Source organism: Streptomyces oceani, assembly GCF_001751245.1.
Lineage (GTDB): Bacteria > Actinomycetota > Actinomycetes > Streptomycetales > Streptomycetaceae > Streptomyces > Streptomyces oceani.
On record NZ_LJGU01000100.1, the window covers coordinates 37,395 to 64,199 of the forward strand.

General features: G+C 71.8%; 21 protein-coding genes and 1 tRNA gene. 13 read left to right on the forward strand and 9 right to left on the reverse strand.

All coding sequences use genetic code 11. The annotated features are described in order from the left end of the window. From AN216_RS03440 to AN216_RS03470, 7 genes are all read left to right on the forward strand, one after another. Positions 1-1,503, forward strand: a 1,503-nt coding sequence (locus AN216_RS03440) for a glycine cleavage T C-terminal barrel domain-containing protein (RefSeq protein ID WP_275522116.1), incomplete at its 5' end; no start/stop codon positions are given. Continuing rightward, the gene (locus tag AN216_RS03445) at positions 1,496-2,392 is read left to right on the forward strand and encodes a sarcosine oxidase subunit gamma family protein (protein ID WP_070195088.1); all 897 of its coding nucleotides are present in this window, start codon (positions 1,496-1,498) and stop codon (positions 2,390-2,392) included. The genes AN216_RS03440 and AN216_RS03445, both read left to right, overlap by 8 nt. 106 nt (positions 2,393-2,498) lie before the next feature. Next, complete coding sequence (locus AN216_RS03450; protein ID WP_070195089.1) at positions 2,499-4,979, forward strand: GcvT family protein; 2,481 nt, start codon at positions 2,499-2,501, stop codon at positions 4,977-4,979. Between the two features lie 269 nt (positions 4,980-5,248). Continuing rightward, a complete protein-coding gene (locus AN216_RS03455) occupies positions 5,249-6,532 on the forward strand; it encodes an aromatic ring-hydroxylating oxygenase subunit alpha (protein WP_420855682.1) in 1,284 nt (427 codons plus the stop codon). Positions 6,533-6,882: 350 nt separating this feature from the next. Next, the gene (locus AN216_RS03460) at positions 6,883-8,346 is read left to right on the forward strand and encodes an NAD(P)/FAD-dependent oxidoreductase (RefSeq protein ID WP_070195090.1); all 1,464 of its coding nucleotides are present in this window, start codon (positions 6,883-6,885) and stop codon (positions 8,344-8,346) included. A gap of 52 nt (positions 8,347-8,398) precedes the next feature. Beyond that, positions 8,399-9,163: a maleate cis-trans isomerase family protein gene (locus tag AN216_RS03465; protein WP_070195091.1), complete on the forward strand. Its 765-nt coding sequence runs from the start codon at positions 8,399-8,401 to the stop codon at positions 9,161-9,163. Positions 9,164-9,315: 152 nt separating this feature from the next. Next, a complete protein-coding gene (locus AN216_RS03470) occupies positions 9,316-10,707 on the forward strand; it encodes an SAM-dependent methyltransferase (RefSeq protein ID WP_070195092.1) in 1,392 nt (463 codons plus the stop codon). A gap of 168 nt (positions 10,708-10,875) precedes the next feature. Here AN216_RS03470 and AN216_RS03475 read toward each other — a convergent pair whose 3' ends face one another. Beyond that, the gene (locus AN216_RS03475) at positions 10,876-13,407 is read right to left on the reverse strand and encodes an ABC transporter permease (RefSeq protein ID WP_070195093.1); all 2,532 of its coding nucleotides are present in this window, start codon (positions 13,405-13,407) and stop codon (positions 10,876-10,878) included. Between the two features lie 132 nt (positions 13,408-13,539). After that, positions 13,540-14,316, reverse strand: coding sequence for an ABC transporter ATP-binding protein (locus AN216_RS03480; protein WP_070195109.1), 777 nt, complete (start codon positions 14,314-14,316; stop codon positions 13,540-13,542). A 438-nt stretch (positions 14,317-14,754) separates the two neighbouring features. Here AN216_RS03480 and AN216_RS03485 point away from each other — a divergent pair. Both AN216_RS03485 and AN216_RS03490 read left to right on the forward strand, forming a co-directional pair. Further along, positions 14,755-14,836: transfer RNA gene (locus AN216_RS03485), tRNA-Leu, on the forward strand. Positions 14,837-15,356: 520 nt separating this feature from the next. Further along, on the forward strand, positions 15,357-16,226 hold the full coding sequence (locus AN216_RS03490) for a Bax inhibitor-1/YccA family protein (protein ID WP_070195094.1): 870 nt from the start codon (positions 15,357-15,359) through the stop codon (positions 16,224-16,226). A 267-nt stretch (positions 16,227-16,493) separates the two neighbouring features. On the opposite strand, the gene AN216_RS03495 is transcribed toward AN216_RS03490, so the two are convergent. Continuing rightward, positions 16,494-16,721, reverse strand: a complete 228-nt coding sequence (locus AN216_RS03495) for a DUF4287 domain-containing protein (protein WP_070195095.1) — start codon at positions 16,719-16,721, stop codon at positions 16,494-16,496. Positions 16,722-16,901: 180 nt separating this feature from the next. On the opposite strand from AN216_RS03495, the gene AN216_RS03500 reads away from it, so the two are divergent. After that, positions 16,902-17,237 (forward strand): hypothetical protein, encoded by a 336-nt coding sequence (locus AN216_RS03500; protein ID WP_070195096.1) that lies wholly within the window; start codon positions 16,902-16,904, stop codon positions 17,235-17,237. 79 nt (positions 17,238-17,316) lie between these two features. On the opposite strand, the gene AN216_RS03505 is transcribed toward AN216_RS03500, so the two are convergent. The 3 genes from AN216_RS03505 to AN216_RS03515 all read right to left on the reverse strand — a co-directional run bounded on the left by AN216_RS03505 (position 17,317) and on the right by AN216_RS03515 (position 21,581). Further along, the gene (locus AN216_RS03505; RefSeq protein ID WP_070195097.1) at positions 17,317-18,498 is read right to left on the reverse strand and encodes a hypothetical protein; all 1,182 of its coding nucleotides are present in this window, start codon (positions 18,496-18,498) and stop codon (positions 17,317-17,319) included. Positions 18,499-18,733: 235 nt separating this feature from the next. Further along, positions 18,734-19,954, reverse strand: coding sequence for an acetyl-CoA C-acetyltransferase (locus AN216_RS03510; RefSeq protein WP_070195098.1), 1,221 nt, complete (start codon positions 19,952-19,954; stop codon positions 18,734-18,736). A 262-nt stretch (positions 19,955-20,216) separates the two neighbouring features. Beyond that, positions 20,217-21,581, reverse strand: a complete 1,365-nt coding sequence (locus AN216_RS03515; protein ID WP_338059226.1) for an SGNH/GDSL hydrolase family protein — start codon at positions 21,579-21,581, stop codon at positions 20,217-20,219. 229 nt (positions 21,582-21,810) lie between these two features. Here AN216_RS03515 and AN216_RS03520 point away from each other — a divergent pair, with 229 nt between their 5' ends. Continuing rightward, complete coding sequence (locus tag AN216_RS03520) at positions 21,811-23,199, forward strand: cystathionine beta-synthase (RefSeq protein WP_070195099.1); 1,389 nt, start codon at positions 21,811-21,813, stop codon at positions 23,197-23,199. Between the two features lie 123 nt (positions 23,200-23,322). On the opposite strand, the gene AN216_RS03525 is transcribed toward AN216_RS03520, so the two are convergent. Next, positions 23,323-23,748, reverse strand: a complete 426-nt coding sequence (locus tag AN216_RS03525) for a hypothetical protein (protein WP_070195100.1) — start codon at positions 23,746-23,748, stop codon at positions 23,323-23,325. A gap of 243 nt (positions 23,749-23,991) precedes the next feature. Between AN216_RS03525 and AN216_RS03530 the strand changes: the two genes are divergently transcribed. Beyond that, complete coding sequence (locus AN216_RS03530; protein WP_070195110.1) at positions 23,992-24,855, forward strand: MurR/RpiR family transcriptional regulator; 864 nt, start codon at positions 23,992-23,994, stop codon at positions 24,853-24,855. Positions 24,856-24,935: 80 nt separating this feature from the next. On the opposite strand, the gene AN216_RS03535 is transcribed toward AN216_RS03530, so the two are convergent. Together AN216_RS03535 and AN216_RS03540 are read right to left on the reverse strand one after the other, a co-directional pair. Next, positions 24,936-25,652, reverse strand: a complete 717-nt coding sequence (locus AN216_RS03535) for a maleylpyruvate isomerase N-terminal domain-containing protein (RefSeq protein ID WP_070195101.1) — start codon at positions 25,650-25,652, stop codon at positions 24,936-24,938. Positions 25,653-25,661: 9 nt separating this feature from the next. Further along, positions 25,662-26,036 (reverse strand): VOC family protein, encoded by a 375-nt coding sequence (locus tag AN216_RS03540; RefSeq protein ID WP_070195102.1) that lies wholly within the window; start codon positions 26,034-26,036, stop codon positions 25,662-25,664. Positions 26,037-26,267: 231 nt separating this feature from the next. On the opposite strand from AN216_RS03540, the gene AN216_RS03545 reads away from it, so the two are divergent. Continuing rightward, positions 26,268-26,805 (forward strand): hypothetical protein (locus tag AN216_RS03545; protein WP_079166214.1); only part of this gene is annotated, 538 nt, incomplete at its 3' end.

Genomic DNA, 26,805 nt, shown 5'->3' on the forward strand with positions numbered 1-26,805 from the left:
TGGCCGCTGCCACTGCCAGCCGATCCCGCCGAGGCCCGTACGCACTTCGTGGACCTACAGCGGGACGCCACCCTCGCCGACCTCGCACGCGCCGTCGGCACGGGCATGCGCTCGGTGGAGCACATCAAGCGCTACACCACCATCGGCACCGCCCACGACCAGGGCCGCACCTCCAGCGCGCTGGCCACCGCCGCCACCGCGCAGCTGCTCGACGTGCCAGTCGGCACGCTCGGCCCCACCTCGCACCGGCCGCCGTACACCCCGGTGTCCTTCGCGCTGCTCGCCGGCCGGGCCCGGGGGCGGCTGCGCGATCCCGTACGCACCACCCCGATGCACCCCTGGCACCGCGCGCACGGCGCCGTCCTCGAGGACGTCGGGCAGTGGAAGCGGCCCCGCTACTACCCGCGGGACGGCGAGGACATGGCGGCGGCGGTGCGTCGGGAGTGTCTGGCCGCCCGGCAGTCCGTCGCGGCGATGGACGTCTCGACGCTCGGCCGGATCGACCTCCAGGGCCCGGACGCGGCCGAGTTCCTGAACCGGGTCTACACCAACGGCTTCGCCAAGCTGCGCGTCGGCTCCAGCCGCTACGGCGTGCTGTGCACGGCCGACGGCATGGTCTTCGACGACGGCGTGACCATGCGGCTCGCCGAGGACCACTTCCTGATGAGCACCACCACCGGCAACGCCGCCGCCGTACTGGACTGGCTGGAGGAGTGGCTGCAGACGGAGTGGCCCGAGCTGCGGGTCCACTGCACCTCCGTCACCGAGCAGTGGGCCACCACCGCCCTGGTCGGCCCGCGTTCCCGCGCGGTACTGAGCACCCTCGCCCCCGAACTCACCGTGGACAACGCCGACTTCCCGTTCATGGCCTGGCGGGACGCGCGGGTGGCCGGGCTGCCGGCGCGGATCGCCCGGATCAGTTTCTCCGGGGAGCTGGCGTACGAGATCAGCGTGCCCGGCTGGCACGGGCTCGCCCTGTGGGAGGCGGTGCTGGCCGCGGGCGCGCCGTACGGCATCACCCCGTACGGCACCGAGACGATGCACGTGCTGCGGGCCGAGAAGGGCTTCGTGATCGTCGGCCAGGACACCGACGGCACCGTCACCCCGCAGGACCTCGGCATGGACTGGGTGGTCAGCAAGCGCAAGGAGTTCCTCGGGCAGCGCTCGCACCAGCGCCCGGACACCGTGCGCACCGACCGCAAGCACCTGGTCGGGCTGCTGCCCGTGGACCCCGGGGAACTGCTCCCGGAGGGCGGTCAGATCGTCGAACCGGGCGCGGCCGGGCCGGACGGCCAACGGGCCACGCCCGTCCCGATGCTGGGGCACGTCACCTCCAGCTACCACAGCGCCGCACTCGATCGCACCTTCGCGCTCGCGCTGGTCAAGAGCGGGCGGGAGCGGATCGGCGGCACCGTCGAAGTGCCGTACGCGGGACGGCTGGTGTCCGCCGAGATCACCCAACCGGTCTTCTACGACAGCGAGGGGAGCCGTCGCGATGGCTGAACCGACACTCCATACCCACGGCACCGGCACCGGCACCGGCACCGGTACCGGTACCGGCAGCGGCACCGAAACCGAAACCGGTTGCGGCAGCGCCGGCACCGGCGGCGGGCCGTCAGCCGGTGGAAGCCCGCCCGCCCGTGCCCCGCTGGCCCACCGCGCCACCGAGTTGGCCGCCGCGGCGGTGCCGGGGCCGGCGGGCGTGCGCCTGGCCGAGCGGCCCTTCCTGACCCAGGTCAACCTGCGGCTGCGGGTCATCGGCCGCACCGATCCGGGACGTTTCACGCTCGGCGGCCCCGACCCGCTCCGACTGCCCCGGACCCCGAACACCGTCTGCCGCTCCCGGGAGCGTACGGCCCTCTGGCTCGGGCCCGACGAGTGGCTGCTCCTCGCCCCGGAGTGGACGGCCGACCAACTCACCGGCGAGTTGCGGGCGGCGCTACGTACCGCCACGGCCGACCAGCTGGTGAGCGCGGTGACCGACGTGTCCGCGAACCGGGCCGTGCTGGAGCTGACCGGCGGCCGGGCCCGGGAGGTGCTGGCGAAGGTCTGCCCGCTCGACCTGCACCCCCGGGTGTTCGGGCCGGGGAACTGCGCGCAGACGCCGCTGGCCGGCGTGCAGGTGTTGTTGATGGCCCGTGAGCCGGACGGGACGGGGGATTCGGATGAGGGGGAACGGGACGGCGGCTTCCGGCTGTTCGTACGGCCCTCCTTCGCGGACTTCGTCGTGGACTGGCTGCTGGACGCGATGGCGGAGTACGCCCCGGGCCCGGAGCCGTCCGAGCCGCGGGCGGCGGACGCCGAGGCGGCCACGCCGACGAGCCCCGGCCCCTGGCAGCGGCCCGAACAGTCCGAACAGCCCGCACGTCCAGCGCCGTTCCCGGTCGCGTAGGCGCACGCCGCCGCGCCGGACCCGGCCCCGTAACGACCCGTACGCACCGCACGACCCGTACCGCACCTCTCCACGCACCTCTCCGAGTACTGGCAGGAGGCCGAACATGCCGGCACAACCGCGTACGCAGCCGCGCGTCGTCATCATCGGAGCCGGCGTCGTCGGGTCCGCGCTGGCGGACGAACTCACCGAGCGCGGGCTCACCAGGGTCACGGTGCTGGACCAGGGCCCGCTGTTCGCCACCGGGGGCTCCAGCTCGCACGCCCCCGGGCTGGTCTTCCAGACCAACCCGTCCAAGACCATGACCGAGTTCGCCGGCTACACCATCCGCAAGTTCCTCGGACTCGAACCGGCCGGGCAGGGCTGCTTCCAGCAGCTCGGCAGCCTCGAGGTGGCCGGCTCCGCCGCCCGCTGGGACGACCTGAAGCGCAAGCAGGGCTGGGCCACGTCCTGGGGCGTGCACGGACGGTTGCTCGACCCCGAGGAATGCGCCGCGCTGCACCCGATGCTGGACCAGGACCGCGTCCACGGCGGCCTGCACGTGCCGGCGGACGGACTGGCCAGCGCCGTACGGGCGGTGGAGGCGCAGGCCCGCCGGGCCGTCGAGCGCGGCGCGCGGTTCGTACCGCACCAGGAGGTGACGGCGGTCGAGCAGGCGGGCGGCCGGGTCACCGGCGTGCGTACGGCCGACGACAGCCACTTCCCGGCGGACCTCGTCGTCTCCGCCGCCGGCTTCTGGGGCCCGCGGCTGGGCCGGATGGTGGGGCTCACCATGCCGCTGGTGCCGCTGGCGCATCAGTACGCCAAGACCGGCCCGCTCGACGTGCTCGCGGCTGTGGGCAATCCGCCGGATGGGGCGAGCAAGCCGATCCTGCGGCACCAGGACCGCGACCTGTACTTCCGGGAGCACGGCGACCGCGTCGGCATCGGCTACTACGGTCACCGCGCCATGCCGGTCGACGCGGACGACGTGCTCCGCCCGGCCGAGGCCCCACGGATGCCGTCCATGCTGCCGTTCACCGAGGAGGACTTCGCGCCGGCCTGGCGGGACAGTGTCGCGCTGCTCCCGGACCTGGCGCGTACGGAGGTGCGGGACGGCTTCAACGGGCTGTTCTCCTTCACCCCGGACGGCATGCCGCTGCTGGGCGAGCACCGCGAACTCGCCGGCTTCTGGGTCGCGGAGGCCGTCTGGGTCACCCACTCGGCCGGCGTGGCCCGCGCCGTGGCGCGCTGGTTGACCGAGGGTGAGCCCGGCATCGACCTGCACGAGTGTGAGCTGCACCGGTTCGAGGAGGTGCAGCTCGCCCCGGACTACGTAAGCGAGCGAGGCTGCACGAACTTCGACGAGGTCTACGACATCATCCACCCGCTGCAGCCCATGGAGAGCCCTCGGCCGCTGCGGGTCAGCCCGTTCCACGCCCGGCAGTGCGAGCTGGGCGCGTACTTCCTGGAGGCGAGCGGCTGGGAGCGGCCCCACTGGTACGAGGCGAACGCCCCGCTGCTGGCGGAGGGTGGCCCACGCGCCGCCCCGCCCGGGCGGGACGCCTGGTCCGCGCGCTACTGGTCGCCGATCGCCGCCGCCGAGGCGCGGGCCACCCGGGAGGGCGTCGCGCTGTACGACATGACCCCGCTCAAGCGGCTCGAGGTGACCGGCCCCGGCGCGCTCGCCTTCCTCCAGTGGATGACGACGAACAACGTGGCCAGGAAGCCCGGCGCGGTGACGTACACGCTGCTGCTGGAGCCATCCGGCGGTGTCCGGGCGGACCTGACGGTCGCGCGGCTGGCCGAACAGCACTTCCAGGTCGGGGCGAACGGCAACCTGGACCTCGACTGGTTCCGCCAGCACCTGCCGGCCGACGACAGCGTGCGGGTGCGCGACATCACCGCCGGCACCTGCTGCGTCGGAGTGTGGGGGCCACGCGCCCGGGACCTCGTACAGCCGCTGACCCGGGAGGACTTCGGGCACAAGGCGTTCGGCTACTTCCGCACCAAGCCGGCGTACGTCGGGAACGTGCCGGTCACCGCGATGCGGCTGTCGTACGTGGGCGAGCTGGGCTGGGAGCTGTACACCAGCGCCGACCTCGGGCTGCGGCTGTGGGACACGCTGTGGCGGGCGGGCCAGCCGTACGGGGTGGTCGCGGCGGGGCGCAGCGCCTTCAACAGCCTGCGGCTGGAGAAGGGTTACCGCGCGTGCGGCACCGACATGACCACGGAGCACGACCCGTACGAGGCCGGTGTCGGCTTCGCCGTGCGGCTGGACAAGGAGGGTGGCTTCCTCGGCCGGGACGCGCTGGTCGAGCGGGCCGAACGGCCGCCCGAGCGGCGGCTCACCTGCCTGACCGTGGACGATCCCGGCCAGACGGTGCTCGGCGGGGAGCCGGTGCACGTGGACGGAGTGCCCGCGGGATACGTCACCAGCGCGGCGTACGGCTACACCGTCGGCACCACGGTGGCGTACGCCTGGCTGCCGGCCGCCGCCAGCGCGGCGGGGACGCCGGCGAGCATCGAGTACTTCGGGGAGAAGGTGCCGGCCACCGTCGCCGAGGAGCCGGTCTTCGACCCGGACATGACGCGCATCCGCCGGTAGGCCGTGTGGTTTGGATCTTCGTGGATCACGGAGCGGGGTCTGGTGTTGGGGCCTCCCCAGGCCGGAGGCCGAGGGGAACGAGCGCAGCGGCGCCGCGTGTTGAGGCGACAACGCGGCAGATGTGCGTGCCAGGCAAGCGCCGTCAGAGCGATCCCCGTGGCCGATCCGAACGACGTGGCCCAGTTTTCCCAGTTCGGGCGGGTGTTCCGAGCCGCAACCGGAGTGCCCGCCACCGCCCTTACCGACCGACCCCGAGGTGGGTGACCGACGTGTCCCTTTCCCGTACGCCCTTCAGCGCGGCTGCCAGCGCGAACCCCCACGTGATCCCCCCGGCGCCCGGCACGACCGAGACGCTCGGCACGACCGAGGCGTCCGACCACGCGGACCCGGAGCACGCGGCCGCCCGGACGCTTCCGGAGAGTCTCCTCCCGACCCTCCCCGGCGCCGACTACACCGACCCGGAGGTGTTCCGCGAGGAACAGCGGCGGATCTTCGAGCGGATGTGGTTCTGCCTCGCCCGGTCCGCCGACCTGGACCGACCGGGCCGCTTCCAGACACACCAGGTCGGCGGGGAGAGCGTGCTGGTCACGCGCTCCCGGGACGGTTCGGTGCGGGCCTTCCTGAACATCTGCCGGCACCGGGGCGCCCAGCTGTGCACGGCCCCCGAGGGCGAGGTGCGGCGAGGGTTCCAGTGCCCGTACCACGCCTGGACGTACGACCTGGACGGCCGGCTGGTCGCCGCGCCCAACCTCACCGGCATGCCGGACGTGGACCGCCGCGACTACGGACTGCTGCGGGCGCACGTCCGTGAGTGGCTCGGCTACGTCTGGGTGTGCCTGGACGAGCACCCGCCGTCCTTCGAGGAGCAGGTGATCGGCGCGGTCACGGCGCGGCTCGGCGACCGGGCGCACGTCGAGGCGTACGGCGTGGAGGGGCTCAGCCTCGGCCACCGGGTCAGCTACGACGTGCGGGCCAACTGGAAACTGATCATCGAGAACTTCATGGAGTGCTACCACTGCGCCACCATCCACCCGGAACTGACCGAGGTGCTGCCGGAGTTCTCGGACGGCTTCGCCGCGCAGTACTACGTCGGGCACGGGGCGGAGTTCGGCTCCGAGGTCCGCGGCTTCACCATCGACGGCGGGGCCGGGCAGGAGCCGCTGCCGGGCCTCCGGGAGGAGCAGGACCGCCGCTACTACGCGATCACCGTACGGCCGCAGGTCTTCCTGAACCTGGTGCCGGACCACGTGATCGTGCACCGGATGTACCCGATGGCGGTGGATCGTACGGTCATCGAGTGCGACTGGCTCTACCTCCCCGGCGTGGTGGCCGAGGGCACCGACCTCTCCCGGTCGGTCGAGCTGTTCCACCGGGTCAACGAACAGGACTTCGACGCCTGTGAGCGGTGCCAGCGCGCGATGGGCTCGCGGGCGTACGAGCGGGGTGGGGTGCTGGTGCCCAGCGAGCATCACATCGGGGAGTTCCATGGCTGGGTGCGCGACCGGCTCGCGGGCTCGGACGGGACTGACGAGACGGGTGGGGCAGCGGAGTGAGCGGACACGAAAGAAAGTTTGTGAAGTCCTTCACAAGAATTATGCCCCTGGCCGTCTCGAATGGCGGAGCTAAGCACCGGATAAGCGAGGTTCGCGGGCTCTACGGCGACGCGTCGCAGGGTTGGCCGCACGGCCGGTGCGTCGGGCTGGATGCGGAACCGTAGCGACTCCTCCTGGAGAAGCGCAGCTCAGGACCGGTGAAGGAAGGGAGGTCGAGCAGTGTGGCGAGGTCGCTCGGGAGATTGAGCGGAAGGCGCGCTTCCGGGGTGGGGGGATTGTAGCAGGGGCACACCCAGTGCTTGTGAACCCCCTCACGAGGTCACCCCCGCCTGGTGCTGGATACTCGAAGCATGAGCACCACGGAGCGTCCTCGAATCCTCGTCGTAGGCGGCGGGTACGTCGGACTGTACGCGGCTCGCCGCATCCTGAAGAAGATGCGCTACGGCGAGGCTACCGTCACCGTCGTCGACCCGCGCTCCTACATGACGTACCAGCCGTTCCTCCCCGAGGCCGCGGCCGGCTCCATCTCCCCCCGGCACGTCGTCGTCCCGTTGCGGCGGGTGCTCCCGAAGGCGGAGGTGCTGACCGGGCGGGTCGGCACCATCGACCAGGACCGTCGGGTGGCGACGGTGGTGCCGCTGGTCGGCGACTCGTACGAGCTCCCGTTCGACTACCTCGTGGTGGCGCTCGGCGCCGTCTCGCGCACCTTCCCGATCCCCGGGCTGGCCGAGAACGGCATCGGCATGAAGGGCGTCGAGGAGGCCATCGGGCTCCGTAACCACGTGCTCGAACAGCTCGACAAGGCCGACTCGACCACTGACGAGGAGATCCGGCGCAAGGCGCTGACCTTCGTCTTCGTCGGGGGTGGCTTCGCGGGGGCGGAGACCGTCGGTGAGATCGAGGACATGGCCCGGGACGCCGCGAGGTACTACCCGAACGTACGGCGCGAGGACATGCGTTTCGTCCTGGTCGACGTCGCGGAGAAGATCCTCCCCGAGGTCGGCCCGAAGCTCGGCGAGTGGGGCCGGGAACACCTGGCGGACCGCGGCGTCGAGATCTATCTCGGCACCTCAGTGAAGTCCTGCGTCGACGGCCGGGTGGTGCTCTCCAACGGCTTCGAGGCGGACTCCCACACCATCGTGTGGACCGCCGGGGTCAAGCCCAACCCGGCACTGGCCAACTTCGGCCTGCCGCTCGGCCCCCGTGGACACGTGGACACCGAGTCGACCCTCCAGGTGAAGGGGACCGACTACGCCTGGGCCGCCGGGGACAACGCGCAGATACTCGACCTGGCCGCAGGCGGGGGAGCGTACTGCCCGCCGAACGCGCAGCACGCGCTGCGTCAGGCCAAGGCTCTCGGCGACAACGTCATCTCCCGTCTGCGGGGCTTCCCGCAGAGCGACTACAAGCACGCGAACAAGGGCGCGGTCGCCGGCCTGGGGCTGCACAAGGGCGTCGCCATGATCGTCCTGGGCAAGCTGCGGCTGCGGCTCCGCGGCCGGCTCGCCTGGTACATGCACCGCACCTATCACGGCATGGCGGTGCCGACCTGGAACCGTAAGATCCGGGTCTTCGCGGACTGGACGCTCGGCATGTTCCTCAAGCGCGAGGTCGTCTCGCTCGGCGCGATGGAGAAGCCGCGCGAGGAGTTCCACGAGGCCGCCTCCGGAGTCACGGCGGCGGCCAGCGCCAAGAAGCTGACCGACCCGGAGGCCACGGCCGAGGCGGACCGAGAGGCGGCCCGCGGTGCGAAGAAGGCCGCGGGGAAGGGCGACCGGTCGCGGAGGCAGACGGAGACCGCCGGCGCGAGCTGACCCGCGTACGCCGCCGGCGCCGGGCGCGGCGCAGCCCCCGTAGCCTGACCCCATGGGGAGTACACCATCTGAACCCGTACCGCAGACGGGCGTCGGCGTCGTCGCGTCCTTCGACTTCAACCGTGACCGGGAGTTGTGGCGCTGGGTTCCCGAGCACGTCTCACTGTTCATCTCCCGCACCGGCCCGGTCGCCGACCGGGAGGGCCTCGCACTGGTCCGGGCGTTGAACGATGCCGAGGTGCTGCGGCGACCCACCCGAGAGGTCGGCGAACTGGACGTGAGCGCCGTCGCGTATCTCTGCACCGCCTGCAGCTTCGTCGGCGGCGCGGCCCGGGAGCGGCGGTTGCGGGAGACGATGCTCGCCGAGGGCGCACCCGCGGCCGTCACCACCGCCGGGGCGGTCGTGACCGGGCTGCGGGCCCTGGGCGCGCGCCGGGTGGCCGTGGCGCATCCGTACGTGCCGGCGGTGGGGGAGCGGCTGCGTGCGTATCTGACCGAGTCCGGGCTGGAGGTCGTCTCCCAGCGCGGGCTGGGTCTGCAACCCGCGGAGATCCCGGCGGTGTCGTACGCCCGAGTGCGCGAACTCGTGCGGGAGAGTGACCATCCCACGGCCGACGCCGTGTTCCTCAGTTGCACCGCCCTACCGACCTACGACGTCATCGCCCCGATCGAGGCGGAGTTGGGCAAGCCGGTGGTGACGGCGAACCAGGCCACGGTCTGGGCCGTCCTGCGCGCGGCCGGCCTGACCGCCGTCGGTGCCGGGCAGCGGCTGCTGACAGGTCGGGAGCCCGCCGGGCGAGCGGAACACCGGACCTGACGGCTCGTGGAGCGGGGGTGGTCGCACTCCGGTGGGTAACCGTGCGGCAACCGTGGGAAGAGGAAGTCACACCCCGGCGTTGCAGCGGAGAGAGGCCCCGGACAGGGCTGTATATCTGCTGACTGGCCCCGCTCAGCACGGAGGTGTGCGCAATGGCCGGTATCGCACCACGGATCGCTCAGCTCACGGAGAAGCTGCTCGCCGCCCCGCCGCCGGTGCGGATTCGCGCCTGGGACGGCAGCGAGCACGGTCCGCCGGGCGCTCCCGTGCTGCACATCCGCAACCGTCGGGCGCTGCGCCGGAGTCTGTGGAGACCCGGCGAACTCGGCCTGGCACGAGCCTGGGTGGCGGGTGAGATCACCGTCGAGGGTGATCTGTACGAGGTGCTGGGACTGGTGGCCGGGCTGCTCTGGGACCGCCCGCCCGAGCAGCCGGACGGCGCCGAGGCCGGCCGCGCGCGCGGCTCCACCGCCCGTACGGCACTGGCGCTGGCTCGGGACCCCGCCGTACGCGGCGCCGCCCGGGAACTCCTCACCCTGGCCGGGCCCTGGCCGCCGCCCCCGCCGCCGGCCGAGGAGAACCAGGGGCGTACGGGCCTCCGGCACACGCTGCGTCGGGACCGCGCGGCCATCAGCCACCACTACGACGTGGGGAACGCCTTCTACCGGCTCGTGCTCGGCCCCTCGATGGTCTACTCCTGCGCCTACTGGGATGACCCGGACGGTGCCGACCTGGGTACCGCCGGCCCGGATGCCGCCCGCCCGGATGCCGCCGGCCTGGACGCGGCACAGCACGCCAAGCTCGACCTGATCTGCCGCAAGCTGGCGCTGCGGCCCGGACAGCGGGTGCTGGACATGGGCTGCGGCTGGGGCTCGTTGGTGCTGCACGCGGCGCGGGAGTACGGGGTGCACGCCGTCGGCGTCACGCTGTCCCAGGAGCAGGCGGTGTACGCCCGCAAGCGGATCGCGGAGGAGGGCCTGACCGAGCGGGTCGAGGTGCGCGTGCAGGACTACCGAGAGGTGCCGGACGGACCGTACGACGCCATCGCCTCGGTCGGCATGGCGGAGCACGTCGGCTCCGCACGCTACCGGGAGTACGCCGATGACCTGTACGCGCTGCTGCGGCCCGGCGGACGACTGCTGAACCACCAGATCGCCCGTCGCCCGCAGCCGGACGAGTCGACGTACGAGGTCGACCGGTTCATCGACGCCTACGTCTTTCCGGACGGCGAACTCTCCCCGATCGGGCGCACCGTGGGCCACCTGGAGGACGCCGGCTTCGAGGTGCGCGACCTGGAGTCGCTGCGTGAGCACTACGCCCTCACGCTGCGCGCCTGGGTCACCAACCTGCGGGCGAACTGGACCGAGGCGGTGCGGCACGCCTCACCGGGCCGGGCCCGCGTGTGGGAGCTGTACATGGCGGCGTCCGCGCTGGCCTTCGAGCACAACCGGATCGGTGTGAACCAGGTCCTCGCGGTGCGTACGCCGGTCTCCGGGGTCGCCGGGCTGCCACTGCGCGCTCGTGACTGGCGGACCGGCGCGTAGTACCCGCGGCCGTAGCCCACAGCCGTACCCGCGGCCGTTGCCCGCCGTCGTAACCCACTGCCGTACGACGCGGCCCTACGACGCACCGCCGCCCCGGTGCTCCGCGGGGGAACACCGGGGCGGCGGCAGCGGACCGGTCCGACCCGGGGGTGCCGGACCGGTGCCGGGTCACTCCGTCTTGATCGCGGCCAGCATGTTCAGCTTGGCGGCACGACGGGCGGGCCACAGCGCCGCCAGCATGCCCACCACGGCCGCGAGCACCAGGAAGATGGCGAGACGGTCCCAGGGCAGCACCAGGGAGTAGGTGTCCAGACCGGCGCTGGCGATCAGTTCGCCGGCCGCCCAGCCGAAGAAGACACCGAGCGCGATGCCCATGACCCCGCCGAACAGTGAGATCACCAGGGACTCCAGCCGGACCATCCGCTTGACGCCCCGCCGGTCCAGGCCGATCGCGCGCAGCATTCCGATCTCCTGGCCGCGTTCGAAGACCGACATGGCCAGGGTGTTGATGACACCCAGGACGGCGACGATCACGGCCATGGCCAGCAGCCCGTACAGGATGTTCAGCAGGATGTTGATGACCTGCGAGATGCTCTCCGAGATGTCCTGCTTGTCCTCGACGAGGATCGACGGGTTGTCGCCCAGGCTCTTCTCCAGCGCCGCCTTCACGGAGTCGCTGGGCCCGCCGTCCGTCTTCACGTACACCTGCATGTCGGTGACCTTGGCCATGTGCGTCGCCAGCACCTCGGCGTCCATCTGGATGCCCTGGACCAGTTGGTTGCCCTCGTAGAGGCCGGAGACGGTCAGTTGGCCTCGCTTGCCGTCCTGGTAGGTCACGCTGATCTCCGAGCCGACCTGCCAACCGCGCTTGTCCGCGGTCTTCTCGTCGACGACTACCGCGTTGCCGCCACCCAGGCCGTTCCAGCCGCCCTCGGTGAACTCGACCGAGATCAGGTCCTGGACGGTCGAGGGGTTGACGCCGGCCAACTGCTCCGACTCGCCGTCCACCATGGCCGGCGACATCCGCCACGGGGTGACGGACTCGACCTCGTCCAGCGACTTCAGCGTCTCCTGGATCTTCGGGGACATCGGCTGGAAGTTCGCCATCGAGACCTGGTAGTCGGCCTTGAGCGCGTCCGACGCCATCTTGTCGATGGCGTTCTGCACGCCGGTGGCGACCACCGTGAGGCCGGTGATCAGGGTGAGTCCGATCATCAGCGCGGAGGCGGTGGCGGCCGTACGACGCGGGTTCCGCACGGCGTTCTGCCGGGCGAGCTTGCCGCTCACCTTGAACAGCTTCAGCGCGGGAGCCGCCGCCGCGATGAGCGGCCGGGACAGCAGCGGCGTCAGCACGAAGACACCGATCAGCAGCACCGCGGCGCCCAGCCCCATCGCGGCCTCGCCGTCCTCGGCGGTGGTCGCGTAGAGCACGAGCGCGCCGCCGGCGCCCGCGAGGATCGCGCCGATGATGTTCCGTACGACCAGGGAACGGGTGGTGGCCGGGGCGTGCACGCTGCCCATCGCCGCGACCGGCGGGATCCTGGCGGCCCGCCGGGCCGGCAGCCAGGCGGCCAGCACCGTGACCAGCACGCCCACCAGCAGTGTCGTGACGATGGTGCTGGCGGAGATGATCATCGGCCCCTCGGGCATGCCGCCCATGGAGCCCATCGCCGACTCGAGGCCGAGGGCGATCCCGAGCCCGGCTCCGAAGCCCAGCACGGAGGCGGAGATGCCGACCGCTCCGGCCTCGAACAGCACCGAGCGGGTCACCTGGCGACGGCTGGCACCGACGGCGCGCATCAGCGCGAGTTCCTTGGTGCGCTGGGCCACCAGCATGGTGAAGGTGTTGGCGATGATGAAGACGCCGACGAAGAGCGCGATCCCGGCGAACGCCAGCATGGCGGTCTGCATCCCGGAGGTCTGCTGCTTGATCATCTCGGACTGGTCGTCCGCGAGCTGCTGCCCGGTGATCGCCTCCGAGTCCGGCGGCAGGATGCCGGTGACGGCCTTCTTGAGCTCCTTCTGTGAGGTGCCGGAGGCGGCGGTCAGCTGGATCTCGCTGTACTGCCCCGGCTGCGCGAAGAGCTGCTGGGCGGTCTTGTTGTCGAAGAGCAGCAGCGAGCCGCCGGCCGAGACGGCTCCGTCGTCCGTCGTGAAGATCCCGACGACCTTCTGCTTCTGCACCGGGCCCTGTACCGAGACCGGCACCGTGTCACCGATCTTGTAGCCGGTGCGCTCGGCGGTCTCGGAGTCGAGGGCGACCTCGCTCGACTGCTGCGGCGCCCGACCCTTCTGCAGCGGGTAGCGCTCGTCGGTGCCGTCCTGGCCGGCGTAGTAGTTGGCTCCCTGGGTGCTGAAGCCGTCACCCACCAGGTCGCCGTTCTTGTCGGCCAGGCCGGCGAAGCCGTCGGCGACACCGATCGCCGACTCGACCCCGCTCAGTTGGTTCGCCTTGTCCAGCGTGCGCTGGCTCAGGTTGTTGGTGGGGCCGGAGATCGACTCGCCCTTGTTCTTGTTGGGCTGGATGGCGACGTCGACATGACTGAAGCCCTCCTCGGAACTCTTCTGGAAGGCGTTCTGGATCGTCGCGGTGAAGACCAGGGTGCCGGAGACGAAAGCCACGCCGAGCATCACGGCGAGTACGGTCATCAGCAACCGGGCCTTGTGCGCGAGGACGTTGCGCAAGGCGGTACGGAACATGGGTCAGTCCTGAGTGGAGTGCTCCCCTCACCTCCGCGCGCGGCGGGCCGTACGGACGGCACGCTCGCGATGCGGGCGCGAGGCGAAGGAGTGGTCGATGGGGGCGGGCGCGCGGCGCGTGGGCGCCGTCGCTCAGGTGGTGCGCGCCTTGCCGTCGAACGCCTTCATCCGGTCGAGCACCGAATCGGCGGTGGGGTTGGCCATGTCGTCGACGATGCGGCCGTCGGCGAGGAAGATGACCCGGTCCGAGTAGGAGGCCGCCACCGGGTCGTGGGTGACCATGACGACGGTCTGGCCCAGCTCGCGTACGGAGTTGCGCAGGAAGCCGAGCACCTCCGCGCCGGAACGGGAGTCCAGGTTGCCGGTCGGCTCGTCACCGAAGATGATCTCCGGCTTGGAGGCGAGTGCCCGGGCGACCGCGACGCGCTGCTGCTGGCCGCCGGACAGCTGGTTGGGACGGTGCTTGAGGCGTCCGGAGAGCCCGACGGTCTCGATCACCCGGTCCATCCACTGCGGGTCGGGCTTCCGGCCGGCGATGTCCATCGGGAGGGTGATGTTCTCCAGGCCGGTCAGCGTGGGCAGCAGGTTGAACGCCTGGAAGATGAACCCGATCCGGTCCCGGCGCAGTTGCGTCAGCTTCTTGTCCTTGAGCGAGGTCAGCTCGGTGTCCCCGATCCGGGCGCTGCCACTGGAGATCGTGTCGAGTCCGGCCATGCAGTGCATCAGGGTCGACTTGCCGGAGCCGGACGGCCCCATGATCGCGGTGAACTGCGCCTGCCGGAACTCCACGGAAACCTGGTCTAGGGCGACCACCTTGGTCTCGCCCTGTCCGTAGACCTTGGAGAGGTCCATGGCTCGGGCAGCGGCGACGCCGGGGGCGGGTGTGGCGGCGTAGGCGCCTGCCTGCATCGGGGTGGTCACGAGTTCTCGCTCCTGTCGCGCTGTACGGGGGTGCGTGTGCTGGCCACGGCCATCCTCTCCGATGTCCGAGGCGCGTGAATCCGCCGCGGAACCGGTTTCCGGGCCAGCCTTGGGAGGTATGCCGCTGGGGGCCCGGTCCTACCTGGGTAGGACGACTCTCGCGGCACGGGACGGTCCGGGCATCGCACGATGACCGCACGCAGGGGATCGGTTTGCGTCATTTTCGGCGTCCCGCTCCGCTGCGGAAAGTCGGAGCGCCAAGGGGGGAGGGTAGTGCTGACGCTCAATCAACTGCCAATAAAATAAGACAACATCGCGGCTCGCGGGCAGTTGGGTGGGGGATAGCTGGATAGGCTCGTGTCATGCCGGGCGCGGGCCGTAAGTCCGCCCGCGCGGGTGCGTGCGGGTGCGAGCGAGGAGACCGGTGCCCGGGTGGTGGAAAGTAGACACGACGAGCTTAAACCTCGTTGGCCTTCGGGCCGTGCCGGTTCAAGTCCGGCTCCGGGCACCCACCGTCTCTCGGTCGGCCTCGACGGCCCCTGGGAGGCGAGCCGTTCGCGTGGGCGGCCACGTCGATGAAGCCTTTCGGCTCGTACCGCTCGGCCTCCGGGGCGGTGGCGATCAGGTGGAAGGCACCGAACCGGCCCGCCGTCGTCCAGGCGGAGACGGTCTGTGTGTCCGACTGCCGGGTGCTCTGGGTGAGGGCGTTCTGGGTTTCGGTGTCAAGCGACCAGTTGGGCCTCCCGCGCGGAGACGTGACACGGCGTGCCGATAGGTTGCGTACGCCAGCGTCTCAGCCGGTGGACCGGTGGCGAGGCAGCCGACGAGCTGGTTACCTCCCGCCGGGCGTGGGGAAGGTCCTCATGGGCGGGACCGAAACGGTCCTGTGGCGGTCCGGCGACCCGGCGTGCTGGGAGCCGGAACCAACAGGACTCTTCCGTCGTTTAAGCCACTGCACTAGCGTGCTGGTTTTGCCTACGCATTACTCTAGAGTGCGAGGCCGCGCCGTGCGGTCATGGAGGAGTGAGATGAGGAGCAGCAACCCGGTCTTCTCGCGACGGGGAATCGGCCGAAACAACGGTCAAGCCGGTTTCAACGCCGGTCAGCAGCCACAGGCCGGGAATCCGTACGCGGCGAACCCGTACGCACAGCAGCCCACGACCAATCCGTACGCCCAGCAGGGCCAGATGCCCGGCGCACCGTCCCCGCAGGGCGCGCCGCCGGCCGCGCCGTACGCCGGCCGGATGACGATGGACGACGTCGTCGCCCGCACGGCGATGACGGTGGGCACCGTGGTCGTCACCGCCGCGGTCGCCTGGTTCACGGACATGTCGCTGGGTCTGGCCATCGGTGCCGCGCTGGTGGCGATGGTGCTCGCGTTCACGCAGGCTTTCAAGCGCAAGGCCGTCCCGGCGCTGATCCTGGGGTACGCCGCGTTCGAGGGACTGTTCCTCGGCGCCATCAGCAACTACGTCGACAACTACATCGCCGACGGCGCCGCGATGCAGGCCGTGTTGGGCACCATGGCGGTCTTCACGGCCGTGCTCGTGATGTACAAGACCCGGATCATCCGGGTCACCCAGCGCTTCTACCGCTTCGTGCTGGCGGCGGCGATCGGCTTCGTGCTGCTGATGGGCGTGAACCTGCTGTTCGCGGTCTTCGGTGGTGGCGACGGCCTGGGCTTCCGCAGCGGCGGTATGGGCATCCTCTTCGGTGTCATCGGCATCGTGCTCGGCGCCTGCTTCCTCGCCCTGGACTTCAAGCAGGTCGAGGACGGCATCGCGTACGGCGCGCCGCGTGAGGAGTCCTGGCTGGCGGCCTTCGGGCTGACGCTGACCCTGGTCTGGATCTACCTGGAGTTCCTGCGGCTGATCGCCATCCTGCAAAGCGACGGCTGACCAGCCTTCCCCAGGTGGATCAGCCCTCTTTGACGTGACACGACCGCTGCCCGGTGGCTCACACCGGGCAGCGGTCGTGGTCGTCGGTCGGCGATTCGGCGACGCGAGGCAGGCGAAAGGGTGCGGGCCCGGCGGTGAACGCCGCCGGGCCCGCACCCTTTCGTGCGGCAGGCCCGTCTGGTGCGCGAGTCCGTCTCGCTCCGTCCCGACTACGGCGCGGGATGGGGCGGGACGGCCGGGTCTGGAGGGGGTGGTTGGGGCCGTGGCTCACCAGTGGCGAGCGGCGCGCCTCAGGTCGTGCTCGTGAATGATCGCTTTCGCGTGTCCGTAGGAGAGTTCGTGCTCACCGCGCAGCCAGCTGACCTTTTCCTCGAACCGGATCAGGGCGGGTCCTTCGTCGACCGTGCGGAGCCAGTCGGAGACTTCACGACCGGTGCAGTGCGGGATGCGAGAGAGGAGATTCTGATGCGTCTCATCGGAGATGATCTGGGACATCGGCGCCTCCGGTGCTGCCTTGTCGAGTCCTTGAGGCCCACGGTGCCTGAGGCCGGATGCGATGGCAACCGTCTGTGGAGGGTGCTTGGAGCGCGTCGCGAGGGCCCGCGCCCCGCGTACCGGCGGCCGGTGTCACGGATGTGGTGCCAGTGCCCCGGTGGACGCCCGTAGGCTTACGGCATGCTGGATACGTCGCCCCTGAGCCTGCGCGTCGACCGGCTCGCGGACCGGCTGCGTGCCGCGCCGCAGAGCGCGCTGCGTCGCGGAGCCGCCGCCTCGGGCCTGGCCCTGTCCCGTGAGCTGGCTCGCCGTGCTCAGCTTCGCGAGTTCCCGGAGCGGGTGCCGTACGAACTGCCTGACGCCGGGCCGTTCGCCGTTGGTGACCAACTCGCGGTCGCAGGCCATGACCTGGCGAACGCTCTGTCCGGTACGGAGGACGAGGAGGCGCTCGCGGACGCGGTCCGACTCGTGGACGCGGAACTCACCCCGGCGGGCTTCCGAGCCGACCGGTCGTGACGGCACGCGGCTGTGTCCGGCGGCTCCGGGTGACTCAGTCGCCACACACCGGCCGCCCCGGGCTGCCTCGGGCCGCGCCTCAGAGAGACGCTATGACCCGGCTGGCGAGCAGGTAGACGTGTTCGTCGCCGATCGTGAAGGTCAGCGTGTACGCCCCGGCGGCACCCGATCCGCCGAGCAGCACCGGAGTCGGACCGGCGTCGATGGCCTCGCCCAGGCGGCGGGCGGTCTCCAGGTGTCCGGGGGACACGCACAGCGTGCTGCCGTCCGCGAAGGAGTAGACGTCGAGAGTCCCGAGCGGCCCGGGCTGGGCGTCCACCAGCGGCGTACCGTCGCCCGCCAGTCGGGCCAGACGTTCCAGGGTGCGTTCCTGGTCCGCGAGCACCGGGCGATCCAGCGCCGCCGGGCCGCCGCCCGCGGGTTCGCCGGCCAGGGTGAAGTCCGGGTGTGAGGGGTGGCGTCGTCGGGCCGCCTCGAGATCGGCGGGCTCCCCCCGTCCGTCAGCGGGCAGTATCTCCGTGGGCACCTCACGGTCCTCGTCACCGAAGCCGGCGCCGGGATCGCCGTTGAGGTCGTCGCTGAGAGCGCCGCGGCCGGCGTCCTCGCGCGGGCAGTCGCCCGGGCTCTCGCCGTCACCTTCGTGCCGCTGTTCGGCGCCGTCCGACGGCCGGCCGGCCCGTGGCCCGCCGGCACGCCGCGGGTCCTGCTCCGTCCCCGTTTGCCGAGGTACGAACAGCGCGCTCTCCCAGTGCCCGTAGCACCCCTCCAGGCCGCTGCGTCGACCCTCCAGCAGCGCCTCCAGCAGGCTGCTGTCCAGCTCCGCCGGGATGTCCGCGGGTGGGTTCTCGGCTTGCCGGGTCCCCGGTCGTACGGCCTCGTACTCCGTGCCGTGCCCCTCCAGCAGCAGGTCGAACTCCGCCTCCGTGCCTCGGGCCTCCCGCGCCGCCCAGAACGCGCGCGCCTCGTCCAGGTCTCGTTCCCGCTCCTCGGCGAGCGCCTCGGCGACGGCTGCCCGGATCTCGGCGCTGGGGGCCTCGCGGGTGGCGGGTACGGTCGGGGCTCCGGTCCCGCCGTGGGCCGGGTCGTACGCCGGGTGTCCGTACGCTCGGTCGCCGTACGCGGTCGGCGTGCCGGCACGGGGCGGTTCCGCCGTCAGCTCATCCAGTCTCCGCCGCAGTCCGCGGGCGGTGCGGAGGGCCACGCCGCCGAGGGCGGTGGCGACTGTCGCGGACACCAGCATGGCGATGGATATGGCGCTCACGGATGTACTCCCGGTTCCGGTTCGTTCCCCGAACTGCTGCCTCCGGTTCGGTGGCTGCGGCGTATCCGACGCCCTGACCGTAGTGCAAAACACCATCAACGGGACAGGCGCCCTTTTCGGGCAAATCCTGACACGGCGCTTTGACCAGGGAGAACACCGTGTCCCCGGGGGATATGTCACACCCCGGGGACACGACGACCGGCGTACGCGCCCGCGCGTCTGGGCGGGTGCGGGCTCAGCTGAGGCGTTCGATGACCATGGCCATGCCCTGCCCGCCGCCGACACACATGGTCTCCAGACCGAACTGCTTGTCGTGCCACCGCAGGGAGTTGATCAACGTCCCGGTGATGCGTGCGCCGGTCATCCCGAAGGGGTGGCCCACGGCGATGGCACCGCCGTTGACGTTGAGCCGGTCCAGGTCGACGCCCAGGTCCTGGTACGAGGGGATGACCTGGGCGGCGAACGCCTCGTTGATCTCCACCAGGTCGATGTCGCCCGCGGACATCCCGGCTCGGGCGAGCGCCTGCCGGGATGCCTCGACCGGGCCGTACCCCATGATCTCCGGGGACAGCCCGGAGACTCCGGTGGACACGATCCGCGCGAGCGGGGTGATGCCCAGCTCACGCGCCTTGGCGTCGGACATGATGACGAGCGCGGCGGCGCCGTCGTTCAGCGGACAGCAGTTCCCCGCGGTGACCAGCCCGTCCGGGCGGAACACCGGCTTGAGGTCGCGTACGCCGTCCAGCGTGACGCCGGCCCGTGGACCGTCGTCCCGGGACACCACCGTGCCGTCCGGGAGGGTGACCGGGGTGATCTCGCGCTCCCAGAAGCCGTCGGCGATGGCCTTCTCGGCGAGGTTCTGGGAGCGTACGCCGAACTCGTCCATCTCCTGCCGGGAGACGTTCTTGTGGCGGGCGAGGTTCTCCGCGGTCTGGCCCATCGCGACGTACACATCGGGGAGTTGCTCGTCTTCTCGGGGATCGGTCCAGCCCGCGCCACCGTGCTCGGCGCGGTGCGCGGTACGGGCCTCGGCGTCCTCGAAGACGGGATTGTGCGTGCCCGGCATGCCGTCCGAGGAGCCGTTGACCGAGCGCGAGACCATCTCCACCCCGGCGGACACGAAGATGTCCCCCTCGCCCGCCTTGATGGCGTGCATCGCCATTCGGCTGGTCTGCAGCGAGGACGAGCAGTAGCGGGTGATGGTGCAGCCGGGCAGTTGGTCCATGCCCATCTGCACGGCGACCACCCGGCCCAGGTTGTGGCCCTGTTCGCCGCCGGGCAGACCACAACCCAGCATCAGGTCCTCGACGAGCGCGGGGTCCAGCTGCGGCACCTTCGCGAGGGCGGCGCTGGTGATCTCGGCCGTGAGATCGTCCGGGCGCAGATCCTTGAGCGACCCCTTGAAGGCGCGTCCGATCGGCGAGCGGGCGGCAGAAACGATCACTGCTTCGGGCATCACACGGCTCCAGGGGGCTGGTGGCGGTTCAGCGGTACGGTCATGGCCGTCGTGTCCAGTGTGCGCGGCACAGCCGGTGGCGCGGCCGGAGCCGTCGGCGTACGGCCGTCCCGTCATCCACGGTGCGGCACGTGCCGGGGCCACGCCGCACCCGGGCCGAAGACGGTCACCGCGAAGCTACCCACCCGTAGCCCCCGGGTCACGGCTCACGTGGTGTGACACGGGACTCTTTTGCGCGCTCGTTCGGCCCCGAGCGCCCGGGTCAGTGCCCGTGCCCCGACCTCGCACGGTCCGGGTCACCGGAGTCGTGCGTACGGCCCTCCGGGGAGCCGTCTGACCCGTCGCTCCCGTCCGAGGTGTCGGCTTCGGCCGTACGGTCGGTCGCCGTGGAGGCACCGTCCGCAGGGGGCGCTTGGCGCTGCTCCGTGGGCGGTCGGCGTCGGCGACGGAGTTTGAGCAGCGCCCACGGGCCGCGTACCGAGGCGACCTCGGTGCCGCCCTCCGCCGCCGCCTCCGCGGCGGCGCGGGCGACGGGGAGGATGCCCTCCCGACGGATCGCGTCCGGGTGCTCGTCCCCGCTGGGCCACAGATTCAGCGAGGCGCAGAGTGTCGGCAGCAGCGCCATGGCGGCGGTCGCGTAACCCTCCACGGACGGGTGGTAGTTGTCCGGGCCGAAGAGCTCGCCTGGGTTGGCGGCGAACTCCGGGCCGAGCAGGTCGCCCAGCGAGACCGTGCGCCCGCCCTCCTCCACCACGGCGATGGTCTGCGCGGCGGCCAGCTGTCGGCTCAGTCGTCGGGCGATCCACCGCAGCGGCTGGCTCACCGGCTCGATGGTGCCCAGGTCCGGGCAGGTGCCGACGACCACCTCGCAGCCGACCGTACGCAGCCGGGCCACCGCGTCGGAGAGCAGCCGCACCGAACGCGCCGGGGGCATCCGGTGGGTGACGTCGTTGGCCCCGATCATGATGACGCACACGTCGGGCGCGTGACTGAGGTCGCGTTCGCCCAGCAGCAGGCTGACCTGTCGCTCCAAGCCGTCGGACTGGGCTCCGGACACCGCCACGCAGCGTAGTTCGACCGGGCGTTCGGCGACCGCCGCCAGGGCGGGGGCGAGGACACCTCCGGGTGTCTGTCTCGGGATGTGCACGCCCAGCCCGGCCGCGGTGGAGTCACCGAGCATCGCCAGCCGCAGCGGCCGGGCGGTGGCTCGGCCGCCGGCTCCCGGCTCCCGCTCGGCCCCGGCAGTGGTCGGGTCCTCCCGTACGGGCGGGTGTTGCCGTACGGGCGGGTCCTCCCGCACGGCGGGGTCGTGCCGTACGGAGGGACCGGTCCGCACGGAGGGGTCGGTCCGCGTGGGCGGGCTGTCCGGTGGTACCGGGCCGAGTCCCGGGGCCATGGGGCCCGGCGGCGGCATGCGCTCGCCGCCGGGCCGCGCGAAAGCCGCGCCGTAGAGGCCGTCGGCCATCGGGGGCTCGGACTCGGACACGCCCACTCGGCGTTTGGCGATCTGGACTTCGGTGAAGATCAGCCCGACCGCCGCCCCGCCGAGCAGTCCGAGACCACCTCCGCCGTACGCGGCGGCGGTCGCGATCCGGCGTGCCATCCTGGCACTGGCTGCCTTCGACATCGGCATCTCTCTCTTCCCGCCTCCCGGTGGTGCCTGGGCCATGCTGGTGACGTTGTGTGCGCGTACGGGGTTTGGTGCTCAACACTGTGTTACCCCGTACGAGCCGCCGTGCAACGCGCCGTGAGTGTGCGCATGTTGCGCAATATGGTGTCGGCACGGGCAGCCGGCCGTGCCACGGTCCGCTGCACTCCCCGGGGCGACCCCCCCACACCGAAGCCGTGGAGAACAAGTGCACTATCACGAGTCCATGATCGAGCTTGTCGGCAACACCCCGCTGCTCAAGCTGAACGCCGTGGCCGCCGATATCCGGGCGACCGTGCTGGCGAAGGTGGAGTACTTCAACCCGGGCGGTTCCGTGAAGGACCGGATCGCCCTGCGAATGATCGAGGCCGCGGAGGAGAGCGGGGAACTGCGGCCCGGCGGGGTGATCGTCGAGCCGACCTCCGGGAACACCGGCGTGGGCCTGGCGATCGTCGCCCAGCAGAAGGGCTACCACTGCGTCTTCGTCTGCCCGGACAAGGTCTCCACGGACAAGATCAACGTGTTGCGCGCGTACGGCGCCGACGTGGTCGTGTGCCCCACAGCGGTCGACCCGGAGCACCCGGACTCGTACTACAACGTCTCCGATCGGCTGGTGCGTGAGACCCCGAACGCGTGGAAGCCCGACCAGTACAGCAACCCGGACAACCCCCGCTCGCACTACGAGAGCACCGGCCCCGAGCTGTGGCAGCAGACGGACGGCCGGATCACCCACTTCGTGACCGGCATCGGTACCGGAGGCACGATCTCCGGCACCGGCCGCTACCTCAAGGAGGCCAGCGACGGCCGGGTTCGGGTCGTGGGCGCCGACCCGGAGGGCTCGGTCTACAGCGGCGGTTCCGGCCGTCCGTACCTGGTCGAGGGCGTCGGCGAGGACTTCTGGCCGGACGCGTACGACCGGGAGGTGGCGGACGAGATCGTGCCCGTGTCGGACCGTGACTCCTTCCAGATGACCCGGCGGCTGGCCAAGGAGGAGGGACTGCTCGTCGGCGGCTCCTGCGGAATGGCGGTCGCCGCGGCGCTGCGGGTGGCCGAGCCGCTGGGGCCGGACGATGTCGTGGTGGTGCTGTTGCCGGACAGTGGCCGGGGCTATCTGAGCAAGATCTTCAACGACGACTGGATGAACGACTACGGCTTCCTGGAGGAGGGCGAGCCCACGGTCGTACGGGTCGGGGACGTCCTGCGGCACAAGGAGGGGCCGATTCCCTCGCTGGTGCACATGCACCCGGAGGAGACGGTCGGCGAGGCGGTCGAGGTGCTGCGGGAGTACGGGGTCTCGCAGATGCCGGTGGTCAAGCCGGGCGCCGGGCACCCGGACGTGATGGCGGCCGAGGTCATCGGCTCGGTGGTGGAGCGCGAACTGCTGGACGCGCTCTTCGCCCAACGGGCCTCCCTACAGGACCGCTTGGAGAAGCACATGAGCGGCGCGCTGCCGCAGGTCGGTTCCGGTGAGACCCTCGGCGAGCTGATGGCGGTCCTGGAGGGCGCGGACGCGGCGCTGGTGCTGGAGGCCGGTAAACCGACCGGAGTGCTCAGCCGGCAGGATCTGCTGGCGTACCTGGCGCGGGACACGAAGTAACGCGGGCTGGAGCAACGCGGGACCCAGAGCAACGCGGGGCACGCGCGGGTGGTCTGGCGCGGGTGGTGGGGGCCGTCCGCGCCGGGCCGCGGAGGCCGGGGTGGCTCCGCCCGCCCGTGCCCGTCAGTCCCGGCGCCGCTCACCCAGCCGCTCGTCGCCGAACCAGGAGCGGCTGGCCTGTAGCCCGTTCACCGCGACCACCCCGCCCCAGCACACCAGCAGTCCCGCCAGCCCGGCGTTGACCACGGCGATCGCGGAGAGCGGGATGGCCAGCACGAGCGAGGCCACCGCCAGGCCGAGTCGCGCGCCCACCCCCTCGGGCATCGGGGCGTGCGGGCCCAGCTCGGCGTACCGCGGTCGCTGGCTGTTGTTCCGGGCGACCACCATCTGCTGCTCGGCGAGTTGCCGTCGCACGCGCTGTTCCACGGACGCGTCGATCTTCTGCAGAAAGGTCTCGACGAGCTCGGACTCGTACTCCGGGCCGAGGTCCTTGCGGGCCTGCAAGGTCGCGTTCAGTTCCTTCTTCAGGTCAGTGTCGGGTGCGTCCATGCTCGGCACTCTACGGAGCCCGGCCGGGCGCGAGCACTGGGGCTATCCCCCCGAAGCCCGGCCCGGCGCCCCCCGGGTGGCCCCGCTGTCCCGGGGTGGCCCCGCGACTCGTCCGGCTTGCCGGCCCTGCATAGGGTCATGCAGAGTCGAGGTGCCGTGAAAGTGGCCGTTGGCGACCGGCCGCCGCGGCACCGGCGGCGACGCCGGGACGACGTGCGTGATCCGGACGAACGGGTGGGTGGGATGAGCAGCGCGAGCGCGCGGTTGCTGAGGCTTTTCGAGGGACACCGGCTGACGCCGACCCAGCGCCGTATCGCGCACTGCATGGTGCGGCGGGCCACGGACGCGCCCTTCCTGTCCAGCGTGGAACTGGCCGAACTCGCCGGCGTCAGCCAGCCCTCCGTCACCCGCTTCGCGGTCGCGCTCGGCTACGACGGCTATCCCGCGCTGCGTCGTCACCTGCGGGAGCTGCCCGCCATCGAGGGCACCGGCGGCGCCGAGGGCGGGCCTCAGGCGTTCCCGGCGGCGACGGCCGCCGGGAACGCGTACCAGCAGGCCGTACGAGCCGAGATCGACAACCTCCGGCACCTCGCCGAACTGCTGGCCGACCCGGCCCCCGTCGAGCGGGCCGCCCGGGTCCTGGCCGGTTCTCCGACGCTGCCGGTGCTCGGGCTGCGCGCGGCCGCCGCGCAGGCGCGGGGCTTCGCGTACTTCGCAGCCAAGGTGCACCCGGACGTCCGGTTGCTCGACGAGGGTGGCTCGATGCTGGCGGACCGCCTGGACGCGGCCGTTCGGGCCGGCTCCGAGGCCCTGTTGTGCTTCGCGCTGCCCCGCCACCCTCGCGAGGTGCCGCCCGCGCTGGAGCAAGCGCGGGCGGCGGGGCTGCGGATCGTCATGGTGGCCGACAGCGCCTTCGCTCCGGTGGCGCACCCGGACGACCTGCTGCTGCCGGCGGCCGTCGGCACCGGGCTGGCCTTCGACACCGCCTGCGCGCCGATGTTGCTCGCCCGGGTGCTGCTGGAGGCCATGTGCGACGGGTTGCCGGAGGCGCAGGCGCGATTGGAGGAGTTCGACGCCCGGGCGGCGGAGCGCGGGCTGTTCCTTTAGGCATCGGCCGGTCGGTGGTTTCGTTTCCGCTTTCCGGTGCTGGTCGGCCTTCTGGTACTGCTTCTGGTTTCGGTGCCGGTTCAGCGGCCGGCCGGCCCGGAACGTACGTACGGCACCCGGCCGAGGAACGCCACCAACCGCTCGCCGTGGCTCGCCCCGTCCGGAGTCGGGATCGGCGGACCGAAGAGCGGCGGCCGATCCGGCCGGGCCGGCACCAGGCCGGGTGCCGCGCGTAGCAACTCGGCCGCCAGCGCGGGCGGCACGGGCTGGGGCGACCCGCAGGTCCGGGCGATGTCCCAGCCGTGCACGGCCACCTCCAGGGCCCCGGCCAGAGCCACCGTGTCCGCCGGCACCGGCCAGCCGTCCACGGTGGCCACCCGGCCGCCCGGTGCCGGGCGCGGTGCCCCGGGCCGTACGGGGGCCTGGTGCGCGGGGTCGGGACGTACGGCGTCGGCTGCCCGTGGCCCGTCCTGGCAGCGGTGCCGCATCCGCCGCGCCCGCGCCCGGAACTCGCCGAGCGGATGACCGCCCGACCCCGCGGCCGAACCCGACCCCGCGGCCGAACCCGACGCCGCGGCCGAACCCGACCCCGCCGCCGGCTCCGATGCCGGCGGCAGCTCCACCGGACCTCCGTCGACCCCGGCGCGGAGCGCGGCGAGCGAGTCGTTCAGATGCCATAGGAGCTGCCGCAGGTCCCAGCCGTGGCAGGGGGTGGCGCGGTGGAGCGCACCGTCGGTCACCGGGCGGGCGCACCACAGCGCGTAGTCCAGGGCCTGGCCCAGCAGCGCCCGTGTCATCGCCCCGGCTCAGCCGGTCGGTTGCACGATTTGGACGTAGTTGCCGTCCGGGTCCTCCAGGGTGGCCAGATACGCCTCGCCGTCCATGTCCGTCACCGGCCGAACCCACCGCACGGACAGTTCCTGGTTCAGCCAGCGCTCGGTGGCGTGGATGTCGGTCACGTCGAAGTTGACCAGCAGCCGGCCTGGTTCGGCGGTGCCGGGCGCGACGTCGTCCCGCCGCTCGAAGATCAGGTACGTGTTCCCGGCCAGCTCCAGGGCCAGCACCCCGTCCTCGGGCTTCGCCTCGGGGGCGAAGGCGGTCCGATACCACTCCCAGAGCCGCTCCGGGTTCGTACTGCCCAACACGATGGCGCCGATCTTGGGGGACTGCGGTGCGTGCATGGTCTGCTCCCTGAATCCGTCGGTCGTTGGTGTCGGTGCCGCGTGGGTACGGCCGTGGAGGCCGCGCGACGCGCCGACATCCGGGTAGACGGCGGGGGCGGCGAGAATTCATCGGTGCGGGGCGGGCCCCGGGCGGGCCCGTACGCCACAAGCCGGCGTTCAGGAAATTCTCATGGGCTGCCGTTATCGTGCGCCGCCGAAGGAGGCGAGTGGCGAGGAGAGGAGCGTGCTGTGGGGCGCGGCTCGTATGCGTTGGCGAGAGTTCCGGTGTACCTGCGGGCGGCGGCCGGTGCCTGGTGGTGGACGGGCCTGCTGGCGGCGGTCGTTGGCGTGCTGCCGCCCGGGCTGACCGGGCGCACGATCGGGGTGTGGCTGGGCGTGCTGCTGTTCCCGCTGGTCGGGGCGGTGGTGTTCCGTGTACGGCGGCGGCGCTGTGTCGGCCTGCTGGGCGCGCTGACCACGGCCGGCAAATGGGTCCAGCTGCGTGACCGGGCGGTGACCGTACGGGAGTGGAGGCGGCGGCACCGGTGGTGGCTGCTGCTCGGCTTCCTGACGGCCGTGGCCTCCTCGCTGGCGGTGCCGGCCGCCGGTGGCGCGGCACTGGCCGGCGCTGGTGCGGGCCTTTGGTTCAAGGCGATGTGGCTGGGCCGCTGGGAGCTGCGGCACGAGCGACTGCTGTGGGTGCGGCCCGAGTGGGCGGACGGGCGCAGCCCGGCACGTAAGCAGGTGCGCGGCTGGATGACCACCGGGCCGCTGGCCGGCGACGCCC